This window comes from Paraburkholderia sp. SG-MS1 (genome assembly GCF_012275575.1).
In the GTDB taxonomy this organism is placed as follows: Bacteria; Pseudomonadota; Gammaproteobacteria; order Burkholderiales; family Burkholderiaceae; genus Paraburkholderia.
On record NZ_NPIH01000156.1, the window covers coordinates 1 to 24,088 of the forward strand.

Annotated in this window: 24 protein-coding genes; 14 read left to right on the forward strand and 10 right to left on the reverse strand. The window is 61.9% G+C overall.

The window, feature by feature from the left end; all coding sequences use genetic code 11:
* Positions 1-316 (forward strand): sensor histidine kinase (locus CIC12_RS12190; protein WP_174772024.1); only part of this gene is annotated, 316 nt, incomplete at its 5' end.
* Positions 313-960, forward strand: coding sequence for a response regulator (locus tag CIC12_RS12195; RefSeq protein ID WP_168664362.1), 648 nt, complete (start codon positions 313-315; stop codon positions 958-960). The genes CIC12_RS12190 and CIC12_RS12195, both read left to right, overlap by 4 nt.
* A gap of 75 nt (positions 961-1,035) precedes the next feature.
* On the opposite strand, the gene CIC12_RS12200 is transcribed toward CIC12_RS12195, so the two are convergent.
* Positions 1,036-1,425, reverse strand: coding sequence for a hypothetical protein (locus tag CIC12_RS12200; protein ID WP_168664363.1), 390 nt, complete (start codon positions 1,423-1,425; stop codon positions 1,036-1,038).
* A 646-nt stretch (positions 1,426-2,071) separates the two neighbouring features.
* On the opposite strand from CIC12_RS12200, the gene oxlT reads away from it, so the two are divergent.
* From oxlT to CIC12_RS12245, 9 genes are all read left to right on the forward strand, one after another.
* Entirely contained in the window at positions 2,072-3,403 is a 1,332-nt protein-coding gene (gene oxlT, locus CIC12_RS12205) for an oxalate/formate MFS antiporter (protein WP_168664364.1), read from the forward strand.
* A 64-nt stretch (positions 3,404-3,467) separates the two neighbouring features.
* Positions 3,468-5,210, forward strand: a complete 1,743-nt coding sequence (oxc, locus tag CIC12_RS12210) for an oxalyl-CoA decarboxylase (protein WP_168664365.1) — start codon at positions 3,468-3,470, stop codon at positions 5,208-5,210.
* A 25-nt stretch (positions 5,211-5,235) separates the two neighbouring features.
* The gene (frc, locus tag CIC12_RS12215) at positions 5,236-6,486 is read left to right on the forward strand and encodes a formyl-CoA transferase (protein ID WP_168664366.1); all 1,251 of its coding nucleotides are present in this window, start codon (positions 5,236-5,238) and stop codon (positions 6,484-6,486) included.
* A 99-nt stretch (positions 6,487-6,585) separates the two neighbouring features.
* Positions 6,586-7,017, forward strand: a complete 432-nt coding sequence (locus CIC12_RS12220) for a PAS domain S-box protein (protein ID WP_168664367.1) — start codon at positions 6,586-6,588, stop codon at positions 7,015-7,017.
* A 111-nt stretch (positions 7,018-7,128) separates the two neighbouring features.
* Positions 7,129-7,671: a hypothetical protein gene (locus CIC12_RS12225; protein WP_168664368.1), complete on the forward strand. Its 543-nt coding sequence runs from the start codon at positions 7,129-7,131 to the stop codon at positions 7,669-7,671.
* 154 nt (positions 7,672-7,825) lie between these two features.
* Entirely contained in the window at positions 7,826-9,784 is a 1,959-nt protein-coding gene (locus CIC12_RS12230) for an arylsulfatase (RefSeq protein WP_168664369.1), read from the forward strand.
* A 7-nt stretch (positions 9,785-9,791) separates the two neighbouring features.
* Positions 9,792-10,889, forward strand: coding sequence for a formylglycine-generating enzyme family protein (locus tag CIC12_RS12235; RefSeq protein ID WP_168664370.1), 1,098 nt, complete (start codon positions 9,792-9,794; stop codon positions 10,887-10,889).
* Positions 10,886-11,689: a MetQ/NlpA family lipoprotein gene (locus CIC12_RS12240; RefSeq protein WP_168664371.1), complete on the forward strand. Its 804-nt coding sequence runs from the start codon at positions 10,886-10,888 to the stop codon at positions 11,687-11,689. Before CIC12_RS12235 ends, CIC12_RS12240 begins: the two co-directional genes overlap by 4 nt.
* Entirely contained in the window at positions 11,683-12,636 is a 954-nt protein-coding gene (locus CIC12_RS12245; RefSeq protein WP_168664372.1) for a hypothetical protein, read from the forward strand. The genes CIC12_RS12240 and CIC12_RS12245 overlap by 7 nt, the downstream gene beginning before the upstream one ends.
* A 66-nt stretch (positions 12,637-12,702) precedes the next feature.
* Here the strand turns inward: CIC12_RS12245 and cls are convergent, their stop codons facing one another.
* The 4 genes from cls to CIC12_RS12265 form a co-directional block, all read right to left on the reverse strand.
* Complete coding sequence (gene cls, locus CIC12_RS12250; protein ID WP_168664373.1) at positions 12,703-13,965, reverse strand: cardiolipin synthase; 1,263 nt, start codon at positions 13,963-13,965, stop codon at positions 12,703-12,705.
* 152 nt (positions 13,966-14,117) lie between these two features.
* A complete protein-coding gene (locus tag CIC12_RS12255; RefSeq protein WP_168664374.1) occupies positions 14,118-14,600 on the reverse strand; it encodes a hypothetical protein in 483 nt (160 codons plus the stop codon).
* Between the two features lie 22 nt (positions 14,601-14,622).
* On the reverse strand, positions 14,623-15,483 hold the full coding sequence (locus CIC12_RS12260) for an H-NS family nucleoid-associated regulatory protein (RefSeq protein ID WP_168664375.1): 861 nt from the start codon (positions 15,481-15,483) through the stop codon (positions 14,623-14,625).
* Positions 15,484-15,693: 210 nt separating this feature from the next.
* A complete protein-coding gene (locus tag CIC12_RS12265) occupies positions 15,694-16,032 on the reverse strand; it encodes a hypothetical protein (RefSeq protein WP_168664376.1) in 339 nt (112 codons plus the stop codon).
* A gap of 399 nt (positions 16,033-16,431) precedes the next feature.
* Here CIC12_RS12265 and CIC12_RS12270 point away from each other — a divergent pair, with 399 nt between their 5' ends.
* On the forward strand, positions 16,432-16,668 hold the full coding sequence (locus tag CIC12_RS12270; RefSeq protein WP_174772025.1) for a hypothetical protein: 237 nt from the start codon (positions 16,432-16,434) through the stop codon (positions 16,666-16,668).
* 71 nt (positions 16,669-16,739) lie between these two features.
* Here the strand turns inward: CIC12_RS12270 and CIC12_RS12275 are convergent, their stop codons facing one another.
* The 4 genes from CIC12_RS12275 to CIC12_RS12290 all read right to left on the reverse strand — a co-directional run bounded on the left by CIC12_RS12275 (position 16,740) and on the right by CIC12_RS12290 (position 20,196).
* The gene (locus tag CIC12_RS12275; RefSeq protein WP_168664377.1) at positions 16,740-17,813 is read right to left on the reverse strand and encodes a DUF6765 family protein; all 1,074 of its coding nucleotides are present in this window, start codon (positions 17,811-17,813) and stop codon (positions 16,740-16,742) included.
* A 314-nt stretch (positions 17,814-18,127) separates the two neighbouring features.
* Positions 18,128-18,589, reverse strand: a complete 462-nt coding sequence (locus CIC12_RS12280; protein ID WP_168664383.1) for a DUF488 domain-containing protein — start codon at positions 18,587-18,589, stop codon at positions 18,128-18,130.
* 100 nt (positions 18,590-18,689) lie between these two features.
* A complete protein-coding gene (locus tag CIC12_RS12285) occupies positions 18,690-19,040 on the reverse strand; it encodes an FKBP-type peptidyl-prolyl cis-trans isomerase (protein WP_174772026.1) in 351 nt (116 codons plus the stop codon).
* A gap of 277 nt (positions 19,041-19,317) precedes the next feature.
* The gene (locus tag CIC12_RS12290; RefSeq protein WP_238812551.1) at positions 19,318-20,196 is read right to left on the reverse strand and encodes a carbon-nitrogen hydrolase family protein; all 879 of its coding nucleotides are present in this window, start codon (positions 20,194-20,196) and stop codon (positions 19,318-19,320) included.
* 194 nt (positions 20,197-20,390) lie between these two features.
* On the opposite strand from CIC12_RS12290, the gene CIC12_RS12295 reads away from it, so the two are divergent.
* Together CIC12_RS12295 and pdeM are read left to right on the forward strand one after the other, a co-directional pair.
* Positions 20,391-23,036 carry a ligase-associated DNA damage response DEXH box helicase gene (locus CIC12_RS12295; RefSeq protein ID WP_168664380.1) on the forward strand — a complete coding sequence of 882 codons (2,646 nt, stop codon included), beginning with the start codon at positions 20,391-20,393 and terminating at the stop codon, positions 23,034-23,036.
* Complete coding sequence (gene pdeM, locus CIC12_RS12300; RefSeq protein WP_168664381.1) at positions 23,033-23,698, forward strand: ligase-associated DNA damage response endonuclease PdeM; 666 nt, start codon at positions 23,033-23,035, stop codon at positions 23,696-23,698. Before CIC12_RS12295 ends, pdeM begins: the two co-directional genes overlap by 4 nt.
* A gap of 119 nt (positions 23,699-23,817) precedes the next feature.
* Here pdeM and CIC12_RS12305 read toward each other — a convergent pair.
* A partial coding sequence (locus CIC12_RS12305; protein WP_194248380.1) for a hypothetical protein occupies positions 23,818-24,088 on the reverse strand: 271 nt, incomplete at its 5' end.

A 24,088-nucleotide genomic window follows, 5' to 3' on the forward strand; every position in this document is an offset into this window, starting at 1 on the left:
GCTGTTTCGCATCGCCCAGGAGGCGCTGACCAATATCGTGCGCCATGCGCAGGCGTCGAGCGCCGCGCTCGCGCTCGACATCTCGCACGACGCGGCCACGCTGACGATCGCGGACAATGGCCGCGGCTTCGACGTAACGCACGCTTTCGTCGGCCGGCGCTCGGGCATCGGTCTGCGCAATATGCGCGAGCGGCTCGAAGCACTCGGCGGCAAGCTGTCGCTCGCCTCACAAACCGGCCATACGGTCGTCACCGCGCGCGTGCCGCTCGGGACATCCGAGGCGGCGCAGCCGCCCCTGCAGGAAATCCATTCATGAACGACACCTCTGCCGCCATCGCGCGCCTGCTTCTCGTCGACGATCACCCGCTCGTGCGCGATGGTCTGCGCGCGCGTCTCGAAGCAGTGCGCCACTTCGAAGTGGTCGGGGAAGCGGGCAACGCGCAGGAAGCATTAACGCTCGCCGCGAGCGAGACACCACATCTGGTGCTGATGGACGTCGGCATGAACGGGATGAACGGCATCGCGCTGGCGGGACTCTTTCATGAGCGCTTTCCGGCGATTCGCGTGCTGATGCTGTCGATGCACGACAACCTCGAATACGTGACCCAGGCGGTTCGCGCGGGCGCGAGCGGCTACGTACTCAAGGACTCGCCCGCCACCGAAATCATTCAGGCGATCGGCGCGGTGCTCGACGGCAAGACGTTTTTCAGCGCGGGACTCGGCGCGCGGCTGATCCAGGCGTCGGCGACGCAATCGCCAGTCGAACGTCTCACGCCGCGCGAGCGGGACATTCTCGATGCGTTGGCCGAAGGCCTGTCGAGCAAGCAGATCGCCCAGCGCAACGATCTGTCCGTGCGGACGGTGGAGACGCACAGGCTAAATCTGAAGCGCAAGCTCGATATCGAAGGTCAGGCAGAGCTGATCAAGTTTGCGGTGGAGAACCGGCGCACGCAGCGGTGAGGGCTAACGCGCCGAGCGGCGCGCAGCCGTCCGGCAACTCGCGCCCTCATGCCGGGCACCGCAGCTACATGTCCACTACACGCCAACCAACGCCGGCAACTCCATCTCATACGACATGCGTTCAGACCAGCGGCTCGTCTGTGGCTGACGCATCACGTGGCCCGCAGGCGCCGCACTATCGACGCGTATCTGCAAGCGCTCGGGATAGCGGGCGTGTTTCTTCTCCAGAATGGCGCGGCTCAGAAACTCGGCGCTATAGGCTTTGAGCAAGTGCGGATGCTGCGCTTCGATGTACGCGGCAATCTGCTCCTGTTCGCCGTCGATCATGGCCAGCGACGTCAGCGTGCGCTCATCCCAACGGAAACGCAGGCCGAGTTCGTCGAAAGCGGCGTTATAGGCACACAGTTGTGCCTGGACTTGCGCATCGTGCTCGCTGTGGCGAGCATGCAGTTGAGTTGGGTTCATGGTCGTCTCCTTCCGGCAAATGACATTGACCCAGAATAGAAGCGCCTATGAATAAACAATAGTTAAAGTTTTTTGGCAAAACCATAGTGATTGGCTTATACATGCGATCGCTGTTGCCGCAGCGGTAGCGCGGGGAGAGCCATTCTCTGCAGTTCTTTATTGCCCGCATGCGCAGTCTCGCACGAAATCCAACGGCCTTCGCCGCCGTGAAACGCTATCGCGCGTGCTTTTCGAGCCGCTCAATTCTTACAGCGGCCAACCGCCGACCGAAACAGGGCTCGTCAGCCTGCGTACGAAAAAATCACGAGCCGATCAGCCTCGGGGAAAACCCGCTCCCGGCGAAAAAATCGCGTTCCGCATTCACTGAATGGCAAAAGGGTAGACCCTTATATTAGGGATGCCTAATACAAACCATAAAATGTTTTAACTTTCGTTTATTGGCGAACTCGCGCAGCATCCCCTCACACACGTTGCACGTGCAATAGCGCCCTTTCAACTGTTTCGTGGGCGAGTAAGGGTTTTCGTTAGTGCAGTGCTTTCTGGCCGACCATTGGCGCTTCATCGCCGGCAGGCAAACGGCGACGAAGCGATTCGATCACGTAAGTTCAACGCGTCACTCGAGCGCGGCAGAACAGGAGACGGAGACATGGGACATTCCAACGTATCGGAAGGCGGCCGCGCACCATTCTGGCAACACCGATGGGTGCAACTCGCCATCGGCATCATGTGCATGGGGCTCGTCGCGAATCTGCAGTATGCGTGGACGCTGTTCGTCGTACCGATGGACAACAAGCACCATTGGGGTCAAGCGGCGATCCAGACCGCCTTCACGATCTTCATCGTCACCGAAACCTGGCTCGTGCCTGTCGAGGGCTGGCTCGTCGACAAGTTCGGCCCTCGCCCGGTGGTGAGCGGCGGCGCGCTGTGCGCTGCGCTCGGCTGGATCATCAACGCACATGCAACCAGTCTCGCCGAGCTGTACGTCGCAGCGGTCATCGCCGGCATTGGCGCGGGCTGCGTGTATGGCACCTGTGTCGGGATGGCGCTCAAATGGTTTCCGGACAAACGCGGTCTCGCAGCCGGGCTAACCGCAGCGGGTTTCGGCGCCGGCGCGGCCGTCACGGTGATCCCGATTGCCAACATGATCCAGCGTTCGGGTTACGAGCACGCGTTCATGTTCTTCGGCATTTTCCAGGGTGTCTTCATTTTGCTGCTCGCCACCCTGATGGTGCGGCCGAAGCCGCCCGCCAATGCGATTCCGGCCAAACGTATCGTTGCCAGCAAGATCGACTACACGTCCGGCCAGATGATCCGCTCCCCGCTCTTCTGGGTGCTGTATTTCATGTTCGTATTCGTGGCAGCCGGCGGCATCATCGCGACGGCGCAGCTCGGGCCCATCGCGAAGGAATTTGGTTTTGCCAGGCTGCCCGTGAGTTTGATCGGCATCACGCTGCCGCTTCTCACGATGACGCTGTCGATCGACAACCTGTGCAACGGCCTCACCCGTCCCCTGTGCGGCTTTCTCTCAGACCGCATCGGCCGCGAAAACACGATGTTCATGATCTTCCTCGGTGAAGGTGTCGCGCTGCTGGGGCTGATGCAGTTCGGCCACAACCCGTATGCGTTCATGTTCTTCGCAGCCGCTGTCTTCCTCTGCTGGGGCGAGATCTTCTCGATCTTCCCCGCGACTTGCGCGGACACGTTCGGCAGCAAACACGCCGCTGCGAATGCGGGCACGCTCTACACCGCCAAGGGTACGGCCGCGATGCTGGTGCCGATCGCCTCGCTGCTGTCGGCGAACGGCGGATGGAACACCGTGTTCATCTCGGCGGCGGTGATTTCGATCGCGGCGGCCGTCTCCGCAAAGTTCATCCTTGCCCCCATGAGAAAGCGCTGGATCGAAAACTCAGGCGTGCGAGCCGGCGTAGCTGTGGCCGAACCGCGGCTGCAGCCATGGTCCAGCGGCTCATCCGAATAACCGACCACGTGAGCGCCCCGCTCACGACCCACCACACAACGCCCCGCCAATAAGGAGAGATGTCATGGCAGAAGCCGACCAGTCCACAACAGAGGACACGTTAAAACAACAGGCGACCGAAACGACCGACGGATTCCATCTCGTCATCGATGCGCTGAAACTGAACGACATCGATACCATTTTTGGTCTGGTCGGCATTCCCATTACCGACCTGGCGCGACTGGCACAAGCGGAAGGAATGCGTTTCATCGGCTTTCGTCATGAACAGCATGCAGGCAACGCGGCTGCCATTTCCGGTTACATCACGCAGAAGCCGGGCATCTGCCTGACCGTGTCGGCACCGGGTTTTCTGAACGGTCTGACGGCGCTCGCCAATGCGACCACCAACTGCTTCCCGATGATTCTGATCAGCGGTTCGAGCGAACGCGAAATCGTCGATCTGCAGCAAGGTGATTACGAGGAAATGGATCAGCTGAATGCGGCCAGGCCATATGCCAAGGCCGCGTATCGCGTGCTGCATGCGGAGGACATCGGCATCGGCGTGGCGCGTGCGATTCGCGCTGCCGTGTCGGGCCGCCCCGGCGGCGTCTATCTGGACTTGCCCGCCAAGCTGCTCTCGCAAACGCTCGACGCCGTGAAGGCGCAGCAGTCGCTCGTGAAAGTCGTCGACGCCGCGCCGCGCCAGCTGCCGGCGCCGGACTCCGTCAAGCGTGCGATCGAGGTGCTCAAGAGCGCCAAACGTCCGCTGATCCTGCTCGGCAAGGGCGCGGCGTACGCGCAGGCCGACGCGGAGATCCGCGGCTTCGTCGAGCAAAGCGGCATTCCCTATCTGCCGATGTCGATGGCCAAGGGCCTGTTGCCCGATACGCATGAACAGTCGGCGTCGGCGGCGCGCTCGTTCGTGCTGCAGGAAGCCGACGTGGTCGTGCTGATCGGCGCACGTCTGAACTGGCTGCTCTCGCACGGCAAAGGCAAAACGTGGGGCGCGCAGCCGAAGCGATTCATCCAGGTCGATATCTCGCCGACCGAAATCGACAGCAACGTCGCGATTGCCGCGCCGGTCATCGGCGATATCGGTTCATGCGTGGCGGCACTGCGCGCCGGCATCGATGCGAGCTTCCGCCAACCGGGCGCCGAGTGGCTCGGCGCGATCGCCGAGCGCAAGAACAGGAATCTCGCCAAGATGGCCGAGACGCTCGACAAAAACCCGTCGCCGATGAACTTCCACAGCGCTTTGCGCGCGATTCGCGATGTGCTGAAGACGCGTCCGGACATCAACGTCGTCAACGAAGGCGCGAATACGCTCGACTACGCGCGCAGCATTATCGACATGTACGAGCCGCGCAAACGCTTCGATTCGGGCACGTGGGGAATCATGGGTATCGGCATGGGCTTCTCCATCGGCGCGGCCGTCACGACCGGCAAGCCGGTTGTCGCGATCGAAGGCGACAGCGCGTTCGGCTTCAGCGGGATGGAACTCGAAACGATCTGCCGTTACGAGCTGCCCGTCTGCACGATCGTATTCAACAACAACGGCGTGTATCGCGGCACCGACGTGAACCCGACCGGCGGCAAGGACGTCGCACCGACCGTCTTCGTGAAGGGTGCACGTTACGACAGGATGATCGAGGCGTTCGGCGGCGTCGGTTATCACACGACCACACCGGAAGAACTGACGAAGGCGCTGCTCGAGGCGATCGCATCGGGCAAACCGAGCCTGATCAATGCCGTCATCGATGAAGCGGCGGGCACCGAGAGCGGCCGCCTGACCAATCTGAATCCGCAAAGCGCGGCAATGAAAAAGTAATCAGGGCAACCACGGAGCTATCGACATGACCAAACCTTTGGAAGGCATCAAGATCATCGACTTCACCCACGTTCAGGCAGGTCCGGCGTGCACGCAGTTGCTCGCCTGGTTCGGCGCCGATGTGATCAAGGTCGAAAGACCCGGTTCGGGCGACGTGACGCGTAACCAGCTGCGCGATATCCCTGATGCCGACGCGCTGTATTTCACCATGCTCAACAGCAACAAGAAGTCGCTCACGCTGGACACGAAGAAGCCCGAAGGTAAGGAAGTGCTCGAAAAACTGATTCGTGAGTCCGATGTTCTGGTCGAGAATTTCGGCCCGGGCGCGTTGGACCGGATGGGCTTTTCGTGGGAACGCCTGAACGAACTCAATCCGAAGATGATCGTCGCTTCGGTGAAGGGCTTCAGCGACGGCCATCACTACGACGACCTGAAGGTCTATGAAAACGTCGCACAGTGCGCGGGCGGCGCGGCCTCCACGACCGGCTTCTGGGACGGCCCGCCGACCATCAGCGCCGCCGCGCTCGGCGACAGCAACACCGGTATGCATCTGGCAATCGGCATTCTGACCGCGCTGCTCGGACGCGATAAGACCGGTAAAGGCCAGAAGGTTGCCGTGTCGATGCAGGACAGCGTGCTGAACCTGTGCCGGGTGAAACTGCGTGACCAGCAACGGTTGGAACGGGTGGGTTATCTCGAGGAATATCCGCAGTATCCGCACGGCGAATTCAGCGACGTGGTGCCGCGCGGCGGCAACGCGGGTGGCGGCGGTCAGCCGGGATGGGTGCTCAAGTGCAAAGGCTGGGAAACGGACCCGAACGCCTATATCTACTTCACGATCCAGGGCCATGCATGGGAGCCGATCTGCAAGGCACTCGGCAAGCCCGAATGGATCGATGACCCGTCCTATAAGACTGCTGAAGCGCGTCAGCCGCACATCTTCGACATCTTCAAGACGATCGAAGCGTGGCTCGCCGACAAGACCAAGTTCGAAGCGGTCGACATCCTGCGCAAGTTCGACATTCCGTGCGCACCGGTGCTGACGATGAAAGAACTGGCTAACGATCCGTCATTGCGCGCGAGCGGCACGATCGTGGAAGTGCCGCACAAGAAACGCGGCTCGTATCTGACGGTCGGCAGCCCGATCAAGTTCTCGGATATGAAGCCGGAAGTGACCGCCTCGCCGCTGCTCGGAGAACATACGGAAGAGGTGCTGTTGGGCCTGGGCTACAGCCGGCAGGACATCTTCAATCTACGCGAAATCAAGGCAGTTTAACGGTGTCGCACGGGCCCGCTTCGGGCTCTGGCGTGCCCATGCGGCGCCCGTGAGGGCGCTGCATCCGCTTCGAATCCGTGTTCACTTGGGAGGAACGCCGTGCAATCCGCCATCGACTTCCAGCAACTCGCCAACGCAATCGGCGACGCTATCATCATCTCCGATGCCGGCGGCAGCATCACTTTCTGGAACCCAGCGGCTGAACGCATGTTCGGCTTTACGCAAAGCGAGGCGCTCGGACAGTCACTGGACCTGATTATTCCTGAACGCCTGCGCGGCCGTCATTGGGACGGTTATCACAAGACCATGGCAACGGGGGAAACCCGTTACGGCAATGACGTGCTGCGTGTTCCCGCAGTGGATAAGAACGGTCGGTCAATGTCGATCGCCTTCACTGTCGCGCTGCTGCATTCGCCGCAAAATGAACTCAGCGGCATCGTCGCCGTGATCCGGGACGAAACCACCCGCTTCCAGGAGGATCGACTGCTACGCAAACGTCTGGCGGAACTGGAAGCCTCCGCAGGCGCGTGAGTAGCCGTCGTCGCCCGTTGTCCGCCAGGCACTTCCCCGCCTCAGGTGTAAAAATAGGGTTGCCGTTCAACGCTTTACCGTTGAACGGCCAACACCTGGAGCGGGTTAAAGATGACACGCCTGATCGGATTGCGCCTCGCCTGTCTGCTCATTTGCACAGCCGCGACGCGAGCTCATGCGGAACAACCGCGCGTGAATCGCGGCCACGACCCGTTCTTTCAGATCTCCAGCGCAATCAGCGAGTGCCCCACGCCACTCGGTCCATTCGAGACGAAAAAGGAATGGCTCGACGACAGCCACTACCGGATCGAACGTGGCAATAGCTGCTGGATCGAGGGCCGCTGCCGTTTGTCGAACGCCTATCTGTACGACGCGGAAATCGCCGAGGCTGTGCAGCGGCGTCTTGCCAACATCAACTATGCGACGCATTGGCGCGAACAGTCGACACTGTGGCTCACGCTGCAACGCCGCTTCGTCTACGTGGAAGGCTGCGTCGCGCCCGACTTCGACAAGCGCACGTTCCTCGCCGAGCTTGCGAAGACAGCGGACGTCGAACGCGTGATCGACAACACGGTCGTCGACCCGCATGCCGCGCAACTGCCCTATCGAACACAGGCGAACCCGGACAAGCCAGTACTCGATCCAGGCAACTAGCACCCGACGACGGCTCGCGACAGCCGCCCGCCATTGCCCGGCGACGCTGCAACAGCCATATCGGCAATCCTTCATAGCAACGCAGAAATCGATCTTTGGGCTTATCGACGTCATTGCTAACATCGGCGACCCGACATACCCGGTCAGCACAACAATGACAACACAGAGATCGCATCCTTCCGCTTTTCGTCTCGGCCTCATCGGCGCAGCCGTCGCCAGCCTCGTCGGGCTCGCCTCGTGCGGCGACGACAGTCTGCCGAGCGCTAACGCGACGCCGACACCGGCGCCCATAGTCGCGCAGAAGCGCCCCAACATTCTGTACATCATGGCCGACGACCTCGGCTATTCCGACATCCACGCGTTCGGCGGCGAAATCAATACGCCCAACCTCGACGCGCTGGTGCAATCCGGCCGCATCCTCACGAATCATCACACCGGCACCGTCTGCGCGATTACGCGCTCGATGCTGATTTCCGGCACCGATCACCATCTTGTCGGCGAAGGCACGATGGGCGTGCCCACCGACGAACGCAAAGGCCTGCCGGGCTATGAGGGATATCTGAACGACCGCGCGTTGTCGGTCGCGCAATTGCTGAAGGACGGCGGTTATCACGCGTACATGGCCGGCAAGTGGCACATCGGCTCGGGCATCGTCGGCAGTGCCACGGGCAGCGGCCAGACGCCGGACCAGTGGGGCTTTGAGCATAGTTACGCGCTGCTCGGCGGCGCCGCGACCAATCACTTCGCGCACGAACCGGCGGGCTCGAAGAACTACACGGAAGACGGCCAGTATGTGCAGCCCGGCCAGCCGGGCCAACCGGGCGGTACGGGTGGCAGCCCCGCCGTGTTCTACTCGACCGATTTCTACACGCAGCGCCTCATCTCCTACATCGATTCCAACAAGGGCGACGGCAAGCCGTTCTTCGCGTATGCCGCGTACACGTCGCCGCACTGGCCGCTCCAGGTGCCCGAGCCTTATCTGCACAACTACGCCGGCAAATACGACGCCGGTTACGACGTGATCCGCAACGCGCGCATCGCGCGGCAAAAAGCGCTCGGCATCGTCCCGAACGACTTCGTGCCGTACGGCGGCGCATCGGAAACGCTCGTCGCGAGCCCCGCCACCGCGAACAACGGCACGGTGAACGCGAAGTACGTGAGCGCCGTGCATAGCGCCGCGCAAGGCTACACCGACTACGGCCCCGGCACCGTGAACAAGACGTGGGATAGCCTCTCGCCCGCCGAGAAGAAAGCGCAGGCGCGCTACATGGAAATCTACGCGGGCATGGTCGAGAACCTCGACCACAACATCGGTCTGCTGATCCAGCATCTGAAAGATATCGGCGAATACGACAACACGTTCATCATGTTCCAGTCGGACAACGGCGCGGAAGGCTGGCCCATCGATTCCGGCGCCGACCCGAGCGCGACCGACACCGCCAATGCCGCCGAGCCGGTCTATTCGACGCTCGGCACCGACAACGGCCTGCAAAACGCCAAGCGTCTGCAATACGGTTTGCGCTGGGCCGAAGTGAGCGCGACGCCGTTCCGGCAAACCAAGGGCTATTCGGGCGAAGGCGGGGTGTCCACGCCGTTGATCGTGCATTTGCCGGGTCAGACCTCGCAGAAGCCGACGCTGCGCGACTTCACGCACGTCACCGACAACACTGCCACGTTCCTCGCGCTCGCGCAGATCTCCCCGCCGACGCAAGCCGCGCCCGCGCTGATCAACACGCTCACCGGCGTCGATGAGAACAAGGGCAAGGTCGTCTACAACAATCGCTACGTGTATCCGATCACCGGGCAGTCGCTGTTGCCGGTCCTGAACGATCAGGCCACGAGCGCGGTGCACACCGCATCTTTCGGCGACGAAGCGTACGGACGCGGTTATCTGCGCAGTGCCGACGGTCGCTGGAAAGCGTTGTGGACCGAGCCGCCGCTCGGTCCCGTGGATGGTCACTGGCAACTGTTCGATATGAATTCGGATCGCGGCGAAACGCAGGACGTAGCGACGCAGAATTCGTCGGTGATCGACGGCCTCGTGCAGCAGTGGAACAGCTATATGAGCAGCGTCGGCGGCGTCGAGCCGTTACGTCCACGCGGTTACTACTGAGCACGCAATGACGTTTCGATTCAAGCTCAAAGGCGGCGCGGCGCTGTACGGCGCCTACGCCGTGCTGGCGGCGGCCGCCTTCGCCGCCGCGTTCACCGCCGCAGCGGTCGCTTCGACTGCCGCGTCGACCGTATTCGGCGGCGCCGCGAAACAAGGCGCATTCGACGACCTGAACCGCTCGCGGCCGCCCGCCGCGCTCGGGTCGGAAAAGCAATGCGCGCGCTACAGCGGTTTGCCCGCGCGCTGGCGCGACGACCCGCAGGCTGGCATGGTGCATCTGCCCGGCGGCGACTTCGTGTTCGGCAGCAAGCTCGGCTATGAAGACGAGCGCCCCGCCGGCGACGGCAAGACACACGTCGCCGGCTTCTGGATCGATCAGACCGACGTGACGAACGCACAGTTCGCCGCCTTCGTCAAAGCGACCGGTTATGTCAGCGATTCGGAACGCCAGGGCGGCGCCGTGGTGTTCCACTCGCCGACGCGTGAAGAGATGAACACCCGCGACCTGGCGTGGTGGAGCTGGGTGAGGGGCGCCGCGTGGAATCATCCCACCGGTCCGGGCAGCACGCTCGACGGCCGCATGAACCAGCCCGTGACGATGGTCACGCAAGCCGACGCGCTCGCCTACGCGCGATGGCTCGGCCGCGATCTGCCGACCGAGGCCGAGTGGGAATACGCGGGCAAAGCCGGCCACGAAGGCGCGGACCTCGACACCGCACCGCGCGACGAACACGGCAAGCCGAGTGCGAACTACTGGCAAGGCGTGTTTCCGGTCCTGAACACCGACGAGGACGGTCACGTCGGGCTCGCGCCCGTGGGTTGCTATGCGGCCAACGACTTCAGGCTCTACGACATGATCGGCAACGCGTGGGAGTGGACCAAGGACGTCTACAGCGGTCCGCACCAGTCGCACACCAATGGCGATACCGCAGCCGTCGCACCGCTCAGCCGCCGGCACGATACGCCGATGGTCATCAAGGGCGGTTCGTTTCTCTGCTCACGCGACTATTGCGTGCGCTATCGCGCGGCCTCACGCGAGCAACAGGAGGCGGATTTGCCCGCCGCGCACATCGGCTTTCGCACGGTGTCGAGGGACGCGTCATGAAGCCGCGTGAGATCGCATTAACGGCGCTGCTAGGGGTCGCCGCATTATTGCAGCCTATGCAAGCCGCGGCGGCCGCGCCGGGTCAGGCCATCAAAGTCGGCGTGAGTGCGGGCGCGCACGCCGAGATCATGGACCAGGTGCGCCGCGTCGCGGCCGCACGCGGACTCGCGCTCGACGTGGTCGTGTTCGACCGACCGTCGGCGATCGACGCCGCGCTCGCCGCGAACAGGATCGACGCCGCGAGCTTCGAAGACGGGCCGAGCTTCGAAGCGCAGCGCAAACAGCATCGCTATGCGCTCACGAGCGTCGCCACGACCGTGACGTTTCCGATTGCCCTGTACTCGCGCAAGCTGACCAACCTCGGCCAGTTGCGACGCGGCGCAACGATCGCGATTCCCGGCGATCGTGACGGCACCGCACGCGCGCTGATCCTGCTGCAGAACTTCACGCTGCTGACGTTCAAGGACAGTGCGGGTCTGCATGCCACCCTCGCCGACATCACGAGCAACCGCCTGAATCTGAAGATCCGCCAGGTGCCGCGCGCGCGTCTGTTCGACTCGCTGAACAGCGTGGCCTTCGCCGTGATCGACAGCGACGACGCGGCCCGTGCGGGACTCTATCCCGCACGCGACAGCCTTGGCCTCGAAGACGCGCGCTCGCCCTATGCCAACGTGTTGAGCGTTCGCGACAGCGACCGTGGCAAGGCGTGGGTCGCACAACTGGTCGCCGCGTATCACTCGGACGACGTTGCGCATTTCATCCTCACGCGCTATCAGGACTCGGTGCGCCGGCCATGGTGAACGCGTTCTCATTCGCGTGTTCGGCGTGCGGCAAATGCTGCAATAGTCCACCGGCGATGACGTTGGCGGAACTGTTCCGGCATCGCGACCGGTTCATCGGCTGCATTGCGATTGGCCGCATACCGCGCAAACGCGTGGGCGAACGTGTGCGCGTCGGGCAACATGAGCGCGTGCTCGACGAGGCGGATATCGCCGCGTTCGATACGCTCGCAAATACGCTGCTGCATCGCGCCGGCGATACCTTCAGCATCACCGCGCAAGGCTATGACTACCCTTCGCTCGCGCGTTGCCCCGCGCTCGAAGACGATGGGCGCTGCGCGATTCATCTGCACGGCAAGCCGCTCACGTGCGAGGTCGTGCCGCTCGATCCGCTCGTACCCGACACGCTACAGCATCTGGTATTGGCCGCGCGCAATCAGAGCGCCGTGTATCTCGGCGCCGATTGCATTCGCGAAGGCGAACGCGAAGACGCGGTGTTGATGGTCGCGCAAGGCCGCGTCGTCGACGCTCGTGCCAAAGACGCCCTGATGCGTCGCCGCCTTGCGCTGGAAAAAGAGCGCCATGTATGGGGCCAGGCTGTGTTCGAAGCCCTACGCAAAGAACTGTTCGAGTCGCCCGCCGCATTGGCGCGCATTCCCGCAGGCGGCTTTCTGACGATCTCGATCGTGCCCGCGCTGCTGACGGTGGCGGCCGTCTCCGCGAACTGCCGCCGGTTATGTGCCGACTATATCGACAGCCAGCTTGCGTTAATCGACCGTTGCATTGCGCAGGCGCTGCTGCGTCGCCGGCTGGAGGATCGTCCGGTCACCCTGGAACTGCGTGGCTTTGCGAACGCCTATCGGCACGCCAAGGCGGCGCTCGCCGAGTCTGCCGCCATGACAACGGACGGCGGCCATTCACCGGCTGACGGTGCCGTCGAAGCCTACCTGAGTGGCGCGGTTCTTTAGTCGGTATCCCATCGCAGACGTTTTAGCGTTCGCCGTCGTAGTCGACTTTCATCAATTGGCCTTGCTCTACAACTGCGTGTCCAGTATCCATACGAACTTTTCAATCAGCTTTTCCGTCAGCGGACGGTGCATCCACGCGTCGAGCGTGATGCGTTGCGACTTCCCGATGTCGTCCGCGAAGGTGGCAGTTTGCTGGCGCGCAAAGTCCCGATCGTAGATATTCAGGTTCGCTTCGTCATTCAGCTTGAAAGAACGGCTATCGAAATTGGTCGAGCCGACCGACACCAGGTACTCGTCCACGACGAGCAATTTGCAATGAAACATGGTTGGCTGGTACTCGAATATCTCGACACCCGCTTTGAGCAGATCGCCCCAGCAGGCACGTGATGCTTCGCGCACCGTGTGCGTATCGATGCGTTTGCCCGGCGTGATGATCTGCACTTTCACGCCGCGCTTCGCGGCCTCGACGATCGCGTTGATAGTTAGCTTGTCGGGCACGAAGTAGGCGCTCGCGAGATGAATGCTATGCGTGGCGGCGGTGATCGCCATCAGATACATCAGCTGCATATCGTCGCTGCCGCCCGACGGCGAACTGCTGAACATGTGGGCGAGACCGTCGCCCTGCGGTTCGACGTGTGGAAAATAATCCGGGCCGTGCAGTACATTGCCGGTTGCCTTCACCCAGTTGTCCATGAACACCGCTTGCATATGTCCGACCACCGGACCGGCCACGCGAAAATGCGTATCGCGCCAATGCTTTTCATCCTGCGCGTGTCCGGTCCATTCCGGCGCGATGCCTACGCCGCCGGTAAAGCCAATCTGGCCGTCAATCACCAGCAGCTTGCGGTGAGTGCGATCGTTCATGCGGCCAAGGCCGGTCCAATGCGGCTTGTGATACTGGATCACTGCCGCTCCCGCGTCGCGCAGCATCTCCAGATAATGCCTGTCCATTTTCGACGAGCCGACCCAGTCGAGCAGAACGTGCACCGCGACGCCTTCACGCGCTTTATCCGCAAGTGCACGGGCTATCTGCTCGCCGATCTCGCCGGACCAATAAATGAACGTTTCAAATGTGATGGTTTTGCGCGCTGAGCGAATCCCTTCTAGCATCGAAGGGAAAATGCGGTCGCCGTTCAGCAGCATTTCAAAGCGATTGCCGGAAACGACAGGCGGGCCGAGCAGCAATCCCATCGAACGAAGAAATTGCGGATCGTCGCTCGCATACAGCCGCTCGATCTTGTGTTCGATCTTCTTTTCGCCGCTCGACAGATTGGCGATCACCAGAATGATGACGAGCGTGACGAATGCGGTAAGGGGAATAGTCAGCATGCGTGGCCTCGATGCTCAGCGGCAGAACACGCAACGCATGTCCTGCAGTTTGACGGAGAGTGCCGGACCCGACGTCCGGCTTTAACCACGCATACCGGACGCATTGCGCGTGCCCGTTGCGGGCGTGCGCTTTGCTACGCCGCTATTTCGAGTTACCTGACCAACGCGAACGCTTCCCGGCTCGCAATCTCGCCCGCGCCGTAGACACCGACCACGGTATAGTCCGACGCCACGCATTCGAACGTCGAGTCCTGAAACGTAATCACGAAATGGCGCAATGCCGGCGCCGGTCCGACCGTGGCAAGTTCCGCCGTCAGCGACGAATTCACGACTTCGTGTACCGAATAGCCGAGCAACCCTTGCAGGGCAAGCGGGTGAATCTCGAGATCGACGTCGCCCGGTGGGCCGAGCCGATGAAACGCGGCATCGGCAAATAGCACCGTGCAAAAGGGATCGTCGTCGGGATCGAATGGTCCGAACCGTTCAAAGTCGGCTTCTGCAATCGGGTAGGCCAGAATCACCCGGCGGTCGCTCGCGACGATGAACGGTTCGGCGGCATCCGCTGCCGGATGAGGAACGGACTCCAGCAGGATGACCTGGTCTTCCTGCCGGAGTGAATCGATCGTGCTAGTCATCTACTTCACGACTCCGTTGCGCTCATGCGCTGGCTGGCACCGTCGCGGCCGCGGCTTGCGGCGCTGCCGCAGCGCTCGTCACTGCAGTTTTAGCGGCGGCTTTGCGGACCGGCGCCTTTCTTGCCGCCCTCGCGACCATGCTCTTCTTCGCAGCGGGTTTCACTGCGGCTTTCTTCGTTGCGACTTTTTTGCTTGCCGTGGCCTTCTTCGCAGCCGTCTTTCTGGACACGGCGGCCTTTTTCGCTACGACTTTTTTCGCCGCGGCTTTCTTGCTCACCGCACCGCTGGTTGCCGCCGATCGGGCTTTGCCCGCCCTGGTCGCTGCTTGAGTTGCCGCTTGAGTCGCGGGCTTGGCCGCTGCACCGTCGATCAGGAACTTCGTGCGGTCTTTCACCGTTGCGAGCCATGCGGGCGCCGGACCACGGCCGCTCCAGGTCGCACCGGTTTTCGGATTGAGATACTTGGGCGGCTGAGCGCCTTTCGGCTGACCTTTACCGGCTTTTGCATGAGCGACGACGGCCTTTGCCGCGGACTTGAGTTCGCTCGCGCCATCGATCAGGAATTGAGTGCGGTCTTTCACGCCAGCAATCCAACCCGGGGCGCGCCCGTGGCCCGTCCAGGTTGCACCGGTTTTATGGTCGCGGTATTTCGCCGGTTTTCCCGAGGCACTGGCTTTTGCCTTGCCGGTGCCTCCATGGCCATTCAAGCCGCGCGCCGCGCGCCTCGCCTTTGCTTTGGCTTCGATATCCTCAGTAGTCAAACCATGCTTGAGCATGAGCTCGCGAATCTGGTCGACCGCGACTTGCGCTTTTCTGGCAACAAGGATATCGGCTTGCGCCTGCAGTTTCTTCAGCTTTGCCTGGATTTGCTCTAACGTTGGCATTTGATTCCTCCCTATGTGGTAGTCGTCGAACTATGCCATGAATGAATGAAGAAAGGCAGATCTGTGTGGTGTTTTAAGGCACCCAACGCACTGCCATCACTTGGCGTTCGAGTACGGAGCTTTCAGGTCCACTACTCGAATATCCGATCTCTCTCTTTCTTTTCCTTTCCCGAAGACTCTTCTTTTTCCTCCCAGTTCCGGCATTCCGACTCAGGCAGGCGTAAAAACGACGGCCTGGCGGTCGGCAATGTAACGCACACTTCGTACGAAACGGTATTGTTGACCATCTGCCGTTAACCGGTTGAGTCCCAGACTGGTCAGCATCAGGATTTCGTCCGCCTGAAAGGCATCGATCACCCCCGAATCCGTAAGATCCTCCAAAGCACCGGATGGATCACCGACATAAACGTTGCGTACCTGCGTCCCAATCCGCATCAGAACCACGCTTTCGCCTTCGTCTAGCGCCAGTTCGAGATACCCGGCAAGCGTGCGTAGCGACGCTGGGGTACAGGCTCCGGACTGATAGGTCGCAGCATTCGAAGGCGTCATTTCTGTTTTCCCCGTACCCGCATCGACGAAAAGGTGGTTTGCCGTGCTTCGCAGCAATAGCCGTTTCTACTATAGGCAAGCATTTCAATATTCAAAGGACAGTAGTTCAATTTTCCTTCGAAAGTTGGCTTTCCTGGTGGCCCGCTTTAAAAAAGCACTATGGGCAATGAAAAGACCACGTTCGACGCCGACGAAATGCCTACGGAGGACAGAAGTAACTCGACGTTACGAATTTCTCGGCACTGTTTCACTTCTGCCGGGGCAGCGCTTCTATACTGCGGACCGTGCCTGGCAAAACCGGCAGGAACCTGAAACACGCGAACACGGGCACTGGGTTGGCTATTGAAAAGAACCCGGGCAGCACCACCTTCGGCAAGCTCAACAGAACGGTACTCTCAGATGAAAGCGGGTTTTACGAAAGTCGCCCTTGCAGCAGCGGCACTCACTACGGCCATGTCCGGCACGGCGAACGCGGCGGGTTGCCTGAAGGGAGCCGTCGTCGGCGGCGTCGCAGGTCACTATGCGGGGCATCACGCGGTCGTCGGTGCGGTGGGCGGTTGCATCGTCGGACGGCATGTAGCGAAGAAGCACGCTGAGGAACAGGCCGCACAGCGTCAGCAAGCAAGGATGCAATAGTCTGCTCAGTAAAAGGAGTCGCCAATATCACGAGTCTCGGCAACGGCTCCGACTCCAGTTCTTCCTCTCACTCACGCGATCCGCAGTCCGTGAGCGGGCAGGATCTCCTGCGTCGTCACGAAACGGTGTTGCTTGACCGCGTCGTGAAAGCGCCGGTAATCGCTTTTCTCAAAGGCGTTCGTCCACACCGGTCTGTCCCCGGTGTCGTCGTCGCATTCCAAACCAGTCGCCTGGTGTTTCCAGGAACCTCGCCCCTTGGCGATATAAGCCGGAATCCGCTCTTTCAAACCCGGAATGCGGCCGGCTTTTACCCACTCGCAAACGGTTAGCAAACGGTCGTTATCGTCCGCATGGCGGTTCGTATCGAGCAGACGGGTGAGCGTCTCTTTCACATCCTCCGGCAAGCCGGACTGGGTTTCGAAGTCTTCCCGCCCCGCCACATAAGCGTGCACTGCGCGGCAAGCCATGTCGGCCGCCTCGACGAATTCCGGCAGGTTATGTCTCGAGATGAAATTGTTTTTGCCGTCGATGTAATGCCAGCGAGCCCACGGCTGATCGGGATAGTGCAACGCGGCGCCGTGACCGACGGGGAGCGCCAGCGTCAATATGTCTTCTTCGATGTGTTCCAGCAGATGACCGGCCACGAGTTGGAGACTGGCAAACCAGCCTTTGCGCGTGCAATCCTGAGCTTCCAGTAGATGCACCCGATTTCCTGGGCTCTCTATTCCCGCGAATCCCTGATGTGCCCAGGTATCGACGTACGCGTGAAGCGTCACCCCCAGTCGGTGCAAACCGGTCTCCGAGTCGCGCTGCCGGATTGCACGCCGCACCACTTCGCGGGCGACCTCGCTGTCCGGCCGGCAAATCGCTTTCTCTTCGAGGGTTTCACCTTCCGCGGCCGGCAGAAAATGAAATGGCGTCCACACGAGGCAGTTCTGATCGTTCTCGGTGTTGGCGTAGTCGAATAGCTTGTGCGCAGTGGCAAACCGCTCGAAAGTCTCACCGCCCTTGAACCGCAGTAATCCCCGGGTCGTCGCGTCGTCGACGTATTGGCAGGCATGCGCCACGGTCAATGCGTCGCCAGCCGTCATCCCGCCGACGCGGGCGGCGATATAAACCACACCATAGTGAAAGTCGATATTCATGGCTGGCGCTCCTGACACGCGACGGATGACGGCGAAGGTTCTCGACTGCGCAGCAGGGCGAATTCGGGGTGGGCGCGTGAGTAGATAGTAGACGACCGAGTGCAGTCCGGCTTTAAAAAAGACGCATCACACGTACTCGCCGATCACGCGATAAGAAGCGATTCGCTTTGCCAAACGGCATGACTCGCTCGACCCTGACCATTCAGACTTCCGGGATGGCGGTAGAAGAAGGCGTCCCCCGGATGGGGCAATGTCGCGTGCAGAGAGAAGAACTCTCCCGCATTTCCGCCTGGACCGCTATATATATAAGAGCCTCAGGACAGGTGAGTAACCGCCATGCGGCCATTCCATTGCGTATTCAGATACTCGACCGCAAGCGTGCGGTGACAGCGATGGGGTAAATGTTCACTGCAAAGCAGGCAAGCCGATTGAAATAGATCGATATCCAGATTGCTTTCCACGCGGCGCTTTGCAATCAGTTCGACGTACTCCGCCGTGAACTGGTCCCAGGACAGTTGCTTGCCCTGATAGCGCTTCAGCAGATCCGGCTCGGGAGCGAGTTCCGGCATTTCGACGTACGCTGCATTGCACAACCTGTCGAGAAAGTACGGAAGATCCTGCTTTTTCGCAAAGCCGGCCAGCTGCGAGGTGTTATTCAGGCGAATGTCTAGAACGGTGTGCACCTGGGCGCTTTTCAGCAAATCGAAAAAATGCTCGGCGCTCTTGCCGGCGAAACCGATAGTTGCAACCCGCACGGTGCTCTTTTCACGTTTCATGATGAATACCCGACCGGGCTGACTCCGCCCCCGGAGCAACAAAAAACCCCGCAACGGCATCCGCAGCGGGGCTCAATTGTCGACGCATTTCGCACCGGAGTTACTTGCCGATGCCGAGCAGTTCGATTTCGAACGTCAGATCGGTATTCGGCGGAATCGGGCCGACGCCACGATCGCCATATGCAGTCGCCGCCGGGCACGTCAGTTTGGCTTTGCCGCCTACCTTCATCTTCTGGACGCCTTGCGTCCAGCACGGAATCACGCGATTGAGCGGGAACGATGCCGGGCCGCCGTGCTTCGCGGAACTATCGAACTCGGTACCGTTCGGCAGCGTGCCGCGATAGTTGACCTTGACGACATCCTCGGCTGCCGGTTGGGCGCCCGTGCCTACCGTCAGATGCTGGACGATCACGCCGGAAGGCAGTTTGTCAGTGGTGGGCGCGGCGGCCATGGCCGTCGAGGAGAGGACAGCAGCGGCAACCAGAGCAACGATGGATTTCAAAGCGAATCTCCAGTGGGGTAATGCGCATCATTGTAGCGGATTGCCTATTGCTTGCCGTCGCGCGGCAGTACCGTGCATGCCTTCTGTCGACTCGTGCAATCGACACGAATCCTGTCTCGCGGAAAATAGCGTATGTGTCCGACGATTCGCTCTATTACGAGAGTGCCAGAACCCAAAGCGTCAATATGCCAATTGCGCTAACGCGCCAGGCTCGATTGAACGCGCTTCAATCGAGGCGTTGCACCCTGTATTTATTAGCCGCCAATACCTCACCTCGCGCATTGAAGTCGGCCAGCACCGTTTCACGTTCACGCACGCCGGCCAGCACTGCCGGATCGAGTAAGGCGCTAATCACTTCGGCGCGATCACGGCCAGCCTGCGCAATGACGTCGCCATACGGACTCCAGATTGCACTCGCGCCACACGCTGCCCACCCACCGGTCGTACCGACGTGATTCGACAACAGCACGAACAAGGTGTTGTCGAAAGCACGCGCGGGAAACCAGATACGCGACTGGTGATACCCGGTCTTTGCGCTGAAGAGCGCGCTCGCCAGATAGGCATGCGCACCATTGACCGCCGCAAGCCGCGCATGCTCGGGAAAACCAGAGTCGTAGCACACGCTCAGAGCCAGCCGCCATCCGTCGAGTTCCAGCATGCAGCCCTGCGAGCCCGGCTGGTAAATGCGCGCCTCGCTGCTATAGAGATACTGCTTGTGATACGGCTCGATCTGCTTGCCGGCGCGGTTGAATATCAGCGACGAGATATGCAGACCATCAGCGCCACGTTCAGCCACCCTGCAGCGCGTCGCCGCGCCGACGATCACCGCGATCTTGCGCTGTCGGCACACCGTGCGAATCGGCTCGAGTCGCGGATCGTGTGCGTCGAATGCGTACTTCGCGGGGTCGCCGGCGATCAGATCCGGCTCGTAGCCGCTCAGGAATTTCTCGGGAAAAACCACCAGTTTCGCGCCCTGATCGGCGGCGACACCGGTCAATTCGACCGTTCTCGCGATGTTGGCCGCCACGTCGCCGGGAACCGGTTGTGCTTGTGCAGTCGCGATTCGTAATGAGGTTTGCGGCAACGATACTTGTGCGTGACTCAACAGGAACTCCGTGATGCATAGACTATTGCTATTCGCCGGCGCGCAGGCAAGAGCAAGCGTGAGCGAGCGACCCCCGGCATTTGACCACGGACCGCACTGCGATGTGAACCACCGCCACGCTTCAGTAGTCCACATAAGACACCCACCGCGACCCATTCGTCGACACCTGACTCCCATGTCAAAGCGTACTTTCGATGACCGCGCCGACTGATTCCGACGAGTCCCTCGTTCCCGCACCTTCTGTCGCGGCGGAACGGCGCCGGGCGCCCAGGGCACGGCGGATTCCGCGCAGCCGCGAACAGCAGGCGCGGCTCGACGCACGCGAGCCGGCCTTCGAACCCCTCCCGTTTGCTTTGGACGAAGCCGCCGCGCGCCGCCCATTTGCCGACAAACTCCGCGAATGGTTCGAAGCGCGCCGCTGGCAACCCTTCGATTTTCAACGCGACGTCTGGGCGGAAATCGGCCGAGGCGCGAGCGGCCTGCTGCACGCGACCACCGGCGCGGGCAAAACCTGGGCCGTGTGGTTCGGTGCGCTGAACGCCTTCGCGACGGCCGAACCCTCGTCCGGCAAACGCACGGCACGCACGCACCCGGCCCCCCTCACCGTGCTCTGGATCACGCCGATGCGCGCGCTCGCCGCCGACACCGCGCGCGCGTTGCAAAGTTCCGCGGTCGAACTAGCGGTGCCGTGGAGCGTCGGACTGCGCACTGGCGACACGTCGTCGGCCGAACGCGCGCGACAGAACCGGCGCATGCCGTCGGCTCTCGTCACGACGCCCGAAAGCCTGACGCTCATCCTCACCCGGCCCGACGCGCGCGAAGTGCTCTCGCATGTGCGCCTCGTGATCGTCGACGAATGGCATGAACTGCTCGGCAACAAACGCGGCACGCAGACACAACTCGCGCTCGCGCGTCTTGCGCATTGGCGCCCTAAGTTGCAGGTATGGGGCTTATCGGCGACGCTCGGCAACCTGCCCTTCGCCGCCAACGTATTGCTCGCGCCCGTGAAGACGCCGCGCGTCAGCGTGCATGGCGCGCTACCCAAAGCACTGATCGTCGATACGGTGATCCCCGACACCATCGAGCGGTTTCCCTGGGGCGGCCATATGGGCATGCGCCAGGTTGGCGCGGTCGCCGATGCGATCGGCGAAGCGCAGACCTCGCTCGTGTTTACCAATACCCGCTCGCAATGTGAGGTCTGGTATCAGGCGCTGCTCGAAGCGCGGCCCGAATGGGCCGGCCTGATCGCATTGCATCATGGCTCACTCGATCAGGAAGTACGGGAATGGGTCGAGCGAGGCCTCAAGAACGGCTTGCTGAAAGTAGTGGTGTGTACGTCGAGCCTCGATCTCGGCGTCGATTTCCTGCCGGTGGAGCGCGTGTTCCAGATCGGTTCGCCCAAGGGCGTCGCGCGTTTGATGCAGCGCGCGGGGCGCTCGGGGCATGCACCTGGCCGCCCGTCGCGGGTGACTATCGTGCCGACGCATGCGCTCGAACTGGTCGAGGCCGCCGCCGCGCGCGAGGCCGTCGACAAGCGTCAGATAGAAGGCCGCGAAACGCCCGAGAAACCGTTCGACGTGCTGGTCCAGCATCTCGTCACCGTCGCGATCGGCGGCGGCTTCGATGCGCGTGAACTATATGGTGAAATTTGCAGCACCTATGCTTACCGGCAACTGACGCAAGCGGAGTTCGACTGGGCGCTCGCCTTTGTGGAAGGCGGCGGCACGTCGCTGCGCGCGTACCCCGACTACCATCGGGTGGTGCGCGACGGCGACGGACTGTACCGTGTGCCGCGCGAGGATCTGGTGCGGCGGCATCGCAACAACATCGGTACCATCGTGGCGAATGGCACGCTGAATGTCGCATATCTGTCCGGTGGCCGCATCGGGGCGATCGAAGAGTCGTTCATTTCACGCCTTAAAACGGGGGATATTTTTACTTTCGGCGGCCGTGCGCTCGAATTGATCCGTGTGCAGGACATGACCGCGTGGGTGCGGCGCGCCACGACCTCGCGTGGAGCGATGCCGCAATGGGCGGGAAGCCGCATGCCACTGTCATCCGAACTCGCCGACGCCACGCTGACGATGCTCGCGCGCGCCGCCGACGGTATCTTCGACGAGCCCGAAATGCGCGCCGTGCGGCCGCTGCTTGAATTGCAGCAGAAATGGTCGGGGTTGCCCGAGCCGGGCGTGCTCGTGGTGGAACTGGTGAAGTCGCGTGAAGGACATCACTTCTTCTGTTATCCGTTTGCCGGGCGCACCGCGCATATCGGTCTGGGCGCGTTGCTCGCATGGCGAGTCGCGCGCGAGAAGCCCGGCACCTTTTCGATTTCGATGAACGACTATGGGTTCGAGCTGCTGTCCGCGCAACCATTCGATTGGGCCGCGCAATTACAAAGCGGGCTGCTCTCGCCCGACGAACTGGAGCACGACATTCTCGCGAGCCTCAACTCGTCCGAGCTGTCGATGCGTCGCTTTCGCGAAATCGCGCGCGTGTCGGGTCTGGTGTTTCAGGGACACCCTGGCCAGCAGAAAAGTGCGCGGCAATTGCAGGCGTCGAGTGGCCTTTTCTACGAGATCTTTCGTCGGCACGATCGCGGCAACCTGCTGCTCAATCAGGCCGATGACGAAGTGCTGCTGCAGGAACTCGACGCGCAGCGGATTCGCCGCGCGCTCGAACGCATGAACGCGAGCCGGGTGGTGGTGATGCGGCCGAAGAAGCCGACGCCGTTTGCGTTTCCGCTGATCGTCGGGCGCTTGCGCGAAAAGGTGAGCACGGAGAAGCTCGCGGATCGCGTCGAGCGGATGCTGGCCGAACTCGAGAGGGCCGCGCGAACATGAAGCCCTCATCGTTGACGGTTCACATCGCCGGGCATGCCCTGGTACTGTCGAGTTTGCGGGCGAGTTTCGATCCTGTGCTGCGCTGTCTGTTCGTCGCCGACGCCCATTTCGGCAAGGATGCCGTGTTTCGCGCGCGCGGCATCCCGGTGCCGATCGGCTCGACTGCCGACAACTTGATGCGCCTCGACGTTCTGATCGCCGAATTCGACCCGGCCATGCTCGTGTTCCTCGGCGACCTGCTGCACGCGCGCGAATCGCATGTGCCGGAAATGCTCGATGCGCTGCATGCGTGGCGCGCGCGACATGCGCGACTGCGGGTCGTGCTGGTGGAGGGCAATCACGACCGGCATGCGGGCGCGCTGCCGTCGACGTTGGCTATCGAGTCTGTGCGGGAACCCTGGCTCGTCGGGCCGTGGGCGTTGTGTCATCTGCCGCAGCGGGTCGATGGCGCGTATGCGCTCGCAGGTCATGTGCATCCGGTCTATCGGATCACGACGCGGACCGATTCGGTGCGGGTGCCGTGTTTCCGGTTCGGGATTGAGTGTGGCGTGTTGCCGGCTTTTGGCAGCTTTACCGGGGGGGCGCGCGAGGAAGGACGTGCTGCTGGAGAGAAGGTGTTTCTGGTAGTGCAGGAGCGTGTGATCGAGATGGGGAGTGCGTGAGGGTGAGTGGACGGGGACCGTCCGCTCCGGTTGGGCAGGTTGCTGGTGTCTTCTGCTGCTGATCTGGCGCGGAGGCCGGCGTGTCGGCCTCCGCGCGCTGCAAGTAACACTATCCTCGGTTAGTGATTGCCCCCTCCGTGACCACCGCCATGGCCGCCACCACCGCCGTAGCCGCCACCGAAGCCGCCGCGGCCCGGGCCGAAGCCACCGCCGAAGCCACCGCGGCCTGAACCGAAGCCGCCGTTGCCAGGGCCGCCCTTGCCGCCGGGACCACCGTTGCCTGCGCCGTTGCCTGGACCTCCGCTGCCTGGACCTCCGTTGCCGCCATTGCCGGGACCTCCGTTGCCTGGACCTCCGTTGCCGCCGTTGCCGGGACCTCCGTTGCCTGGA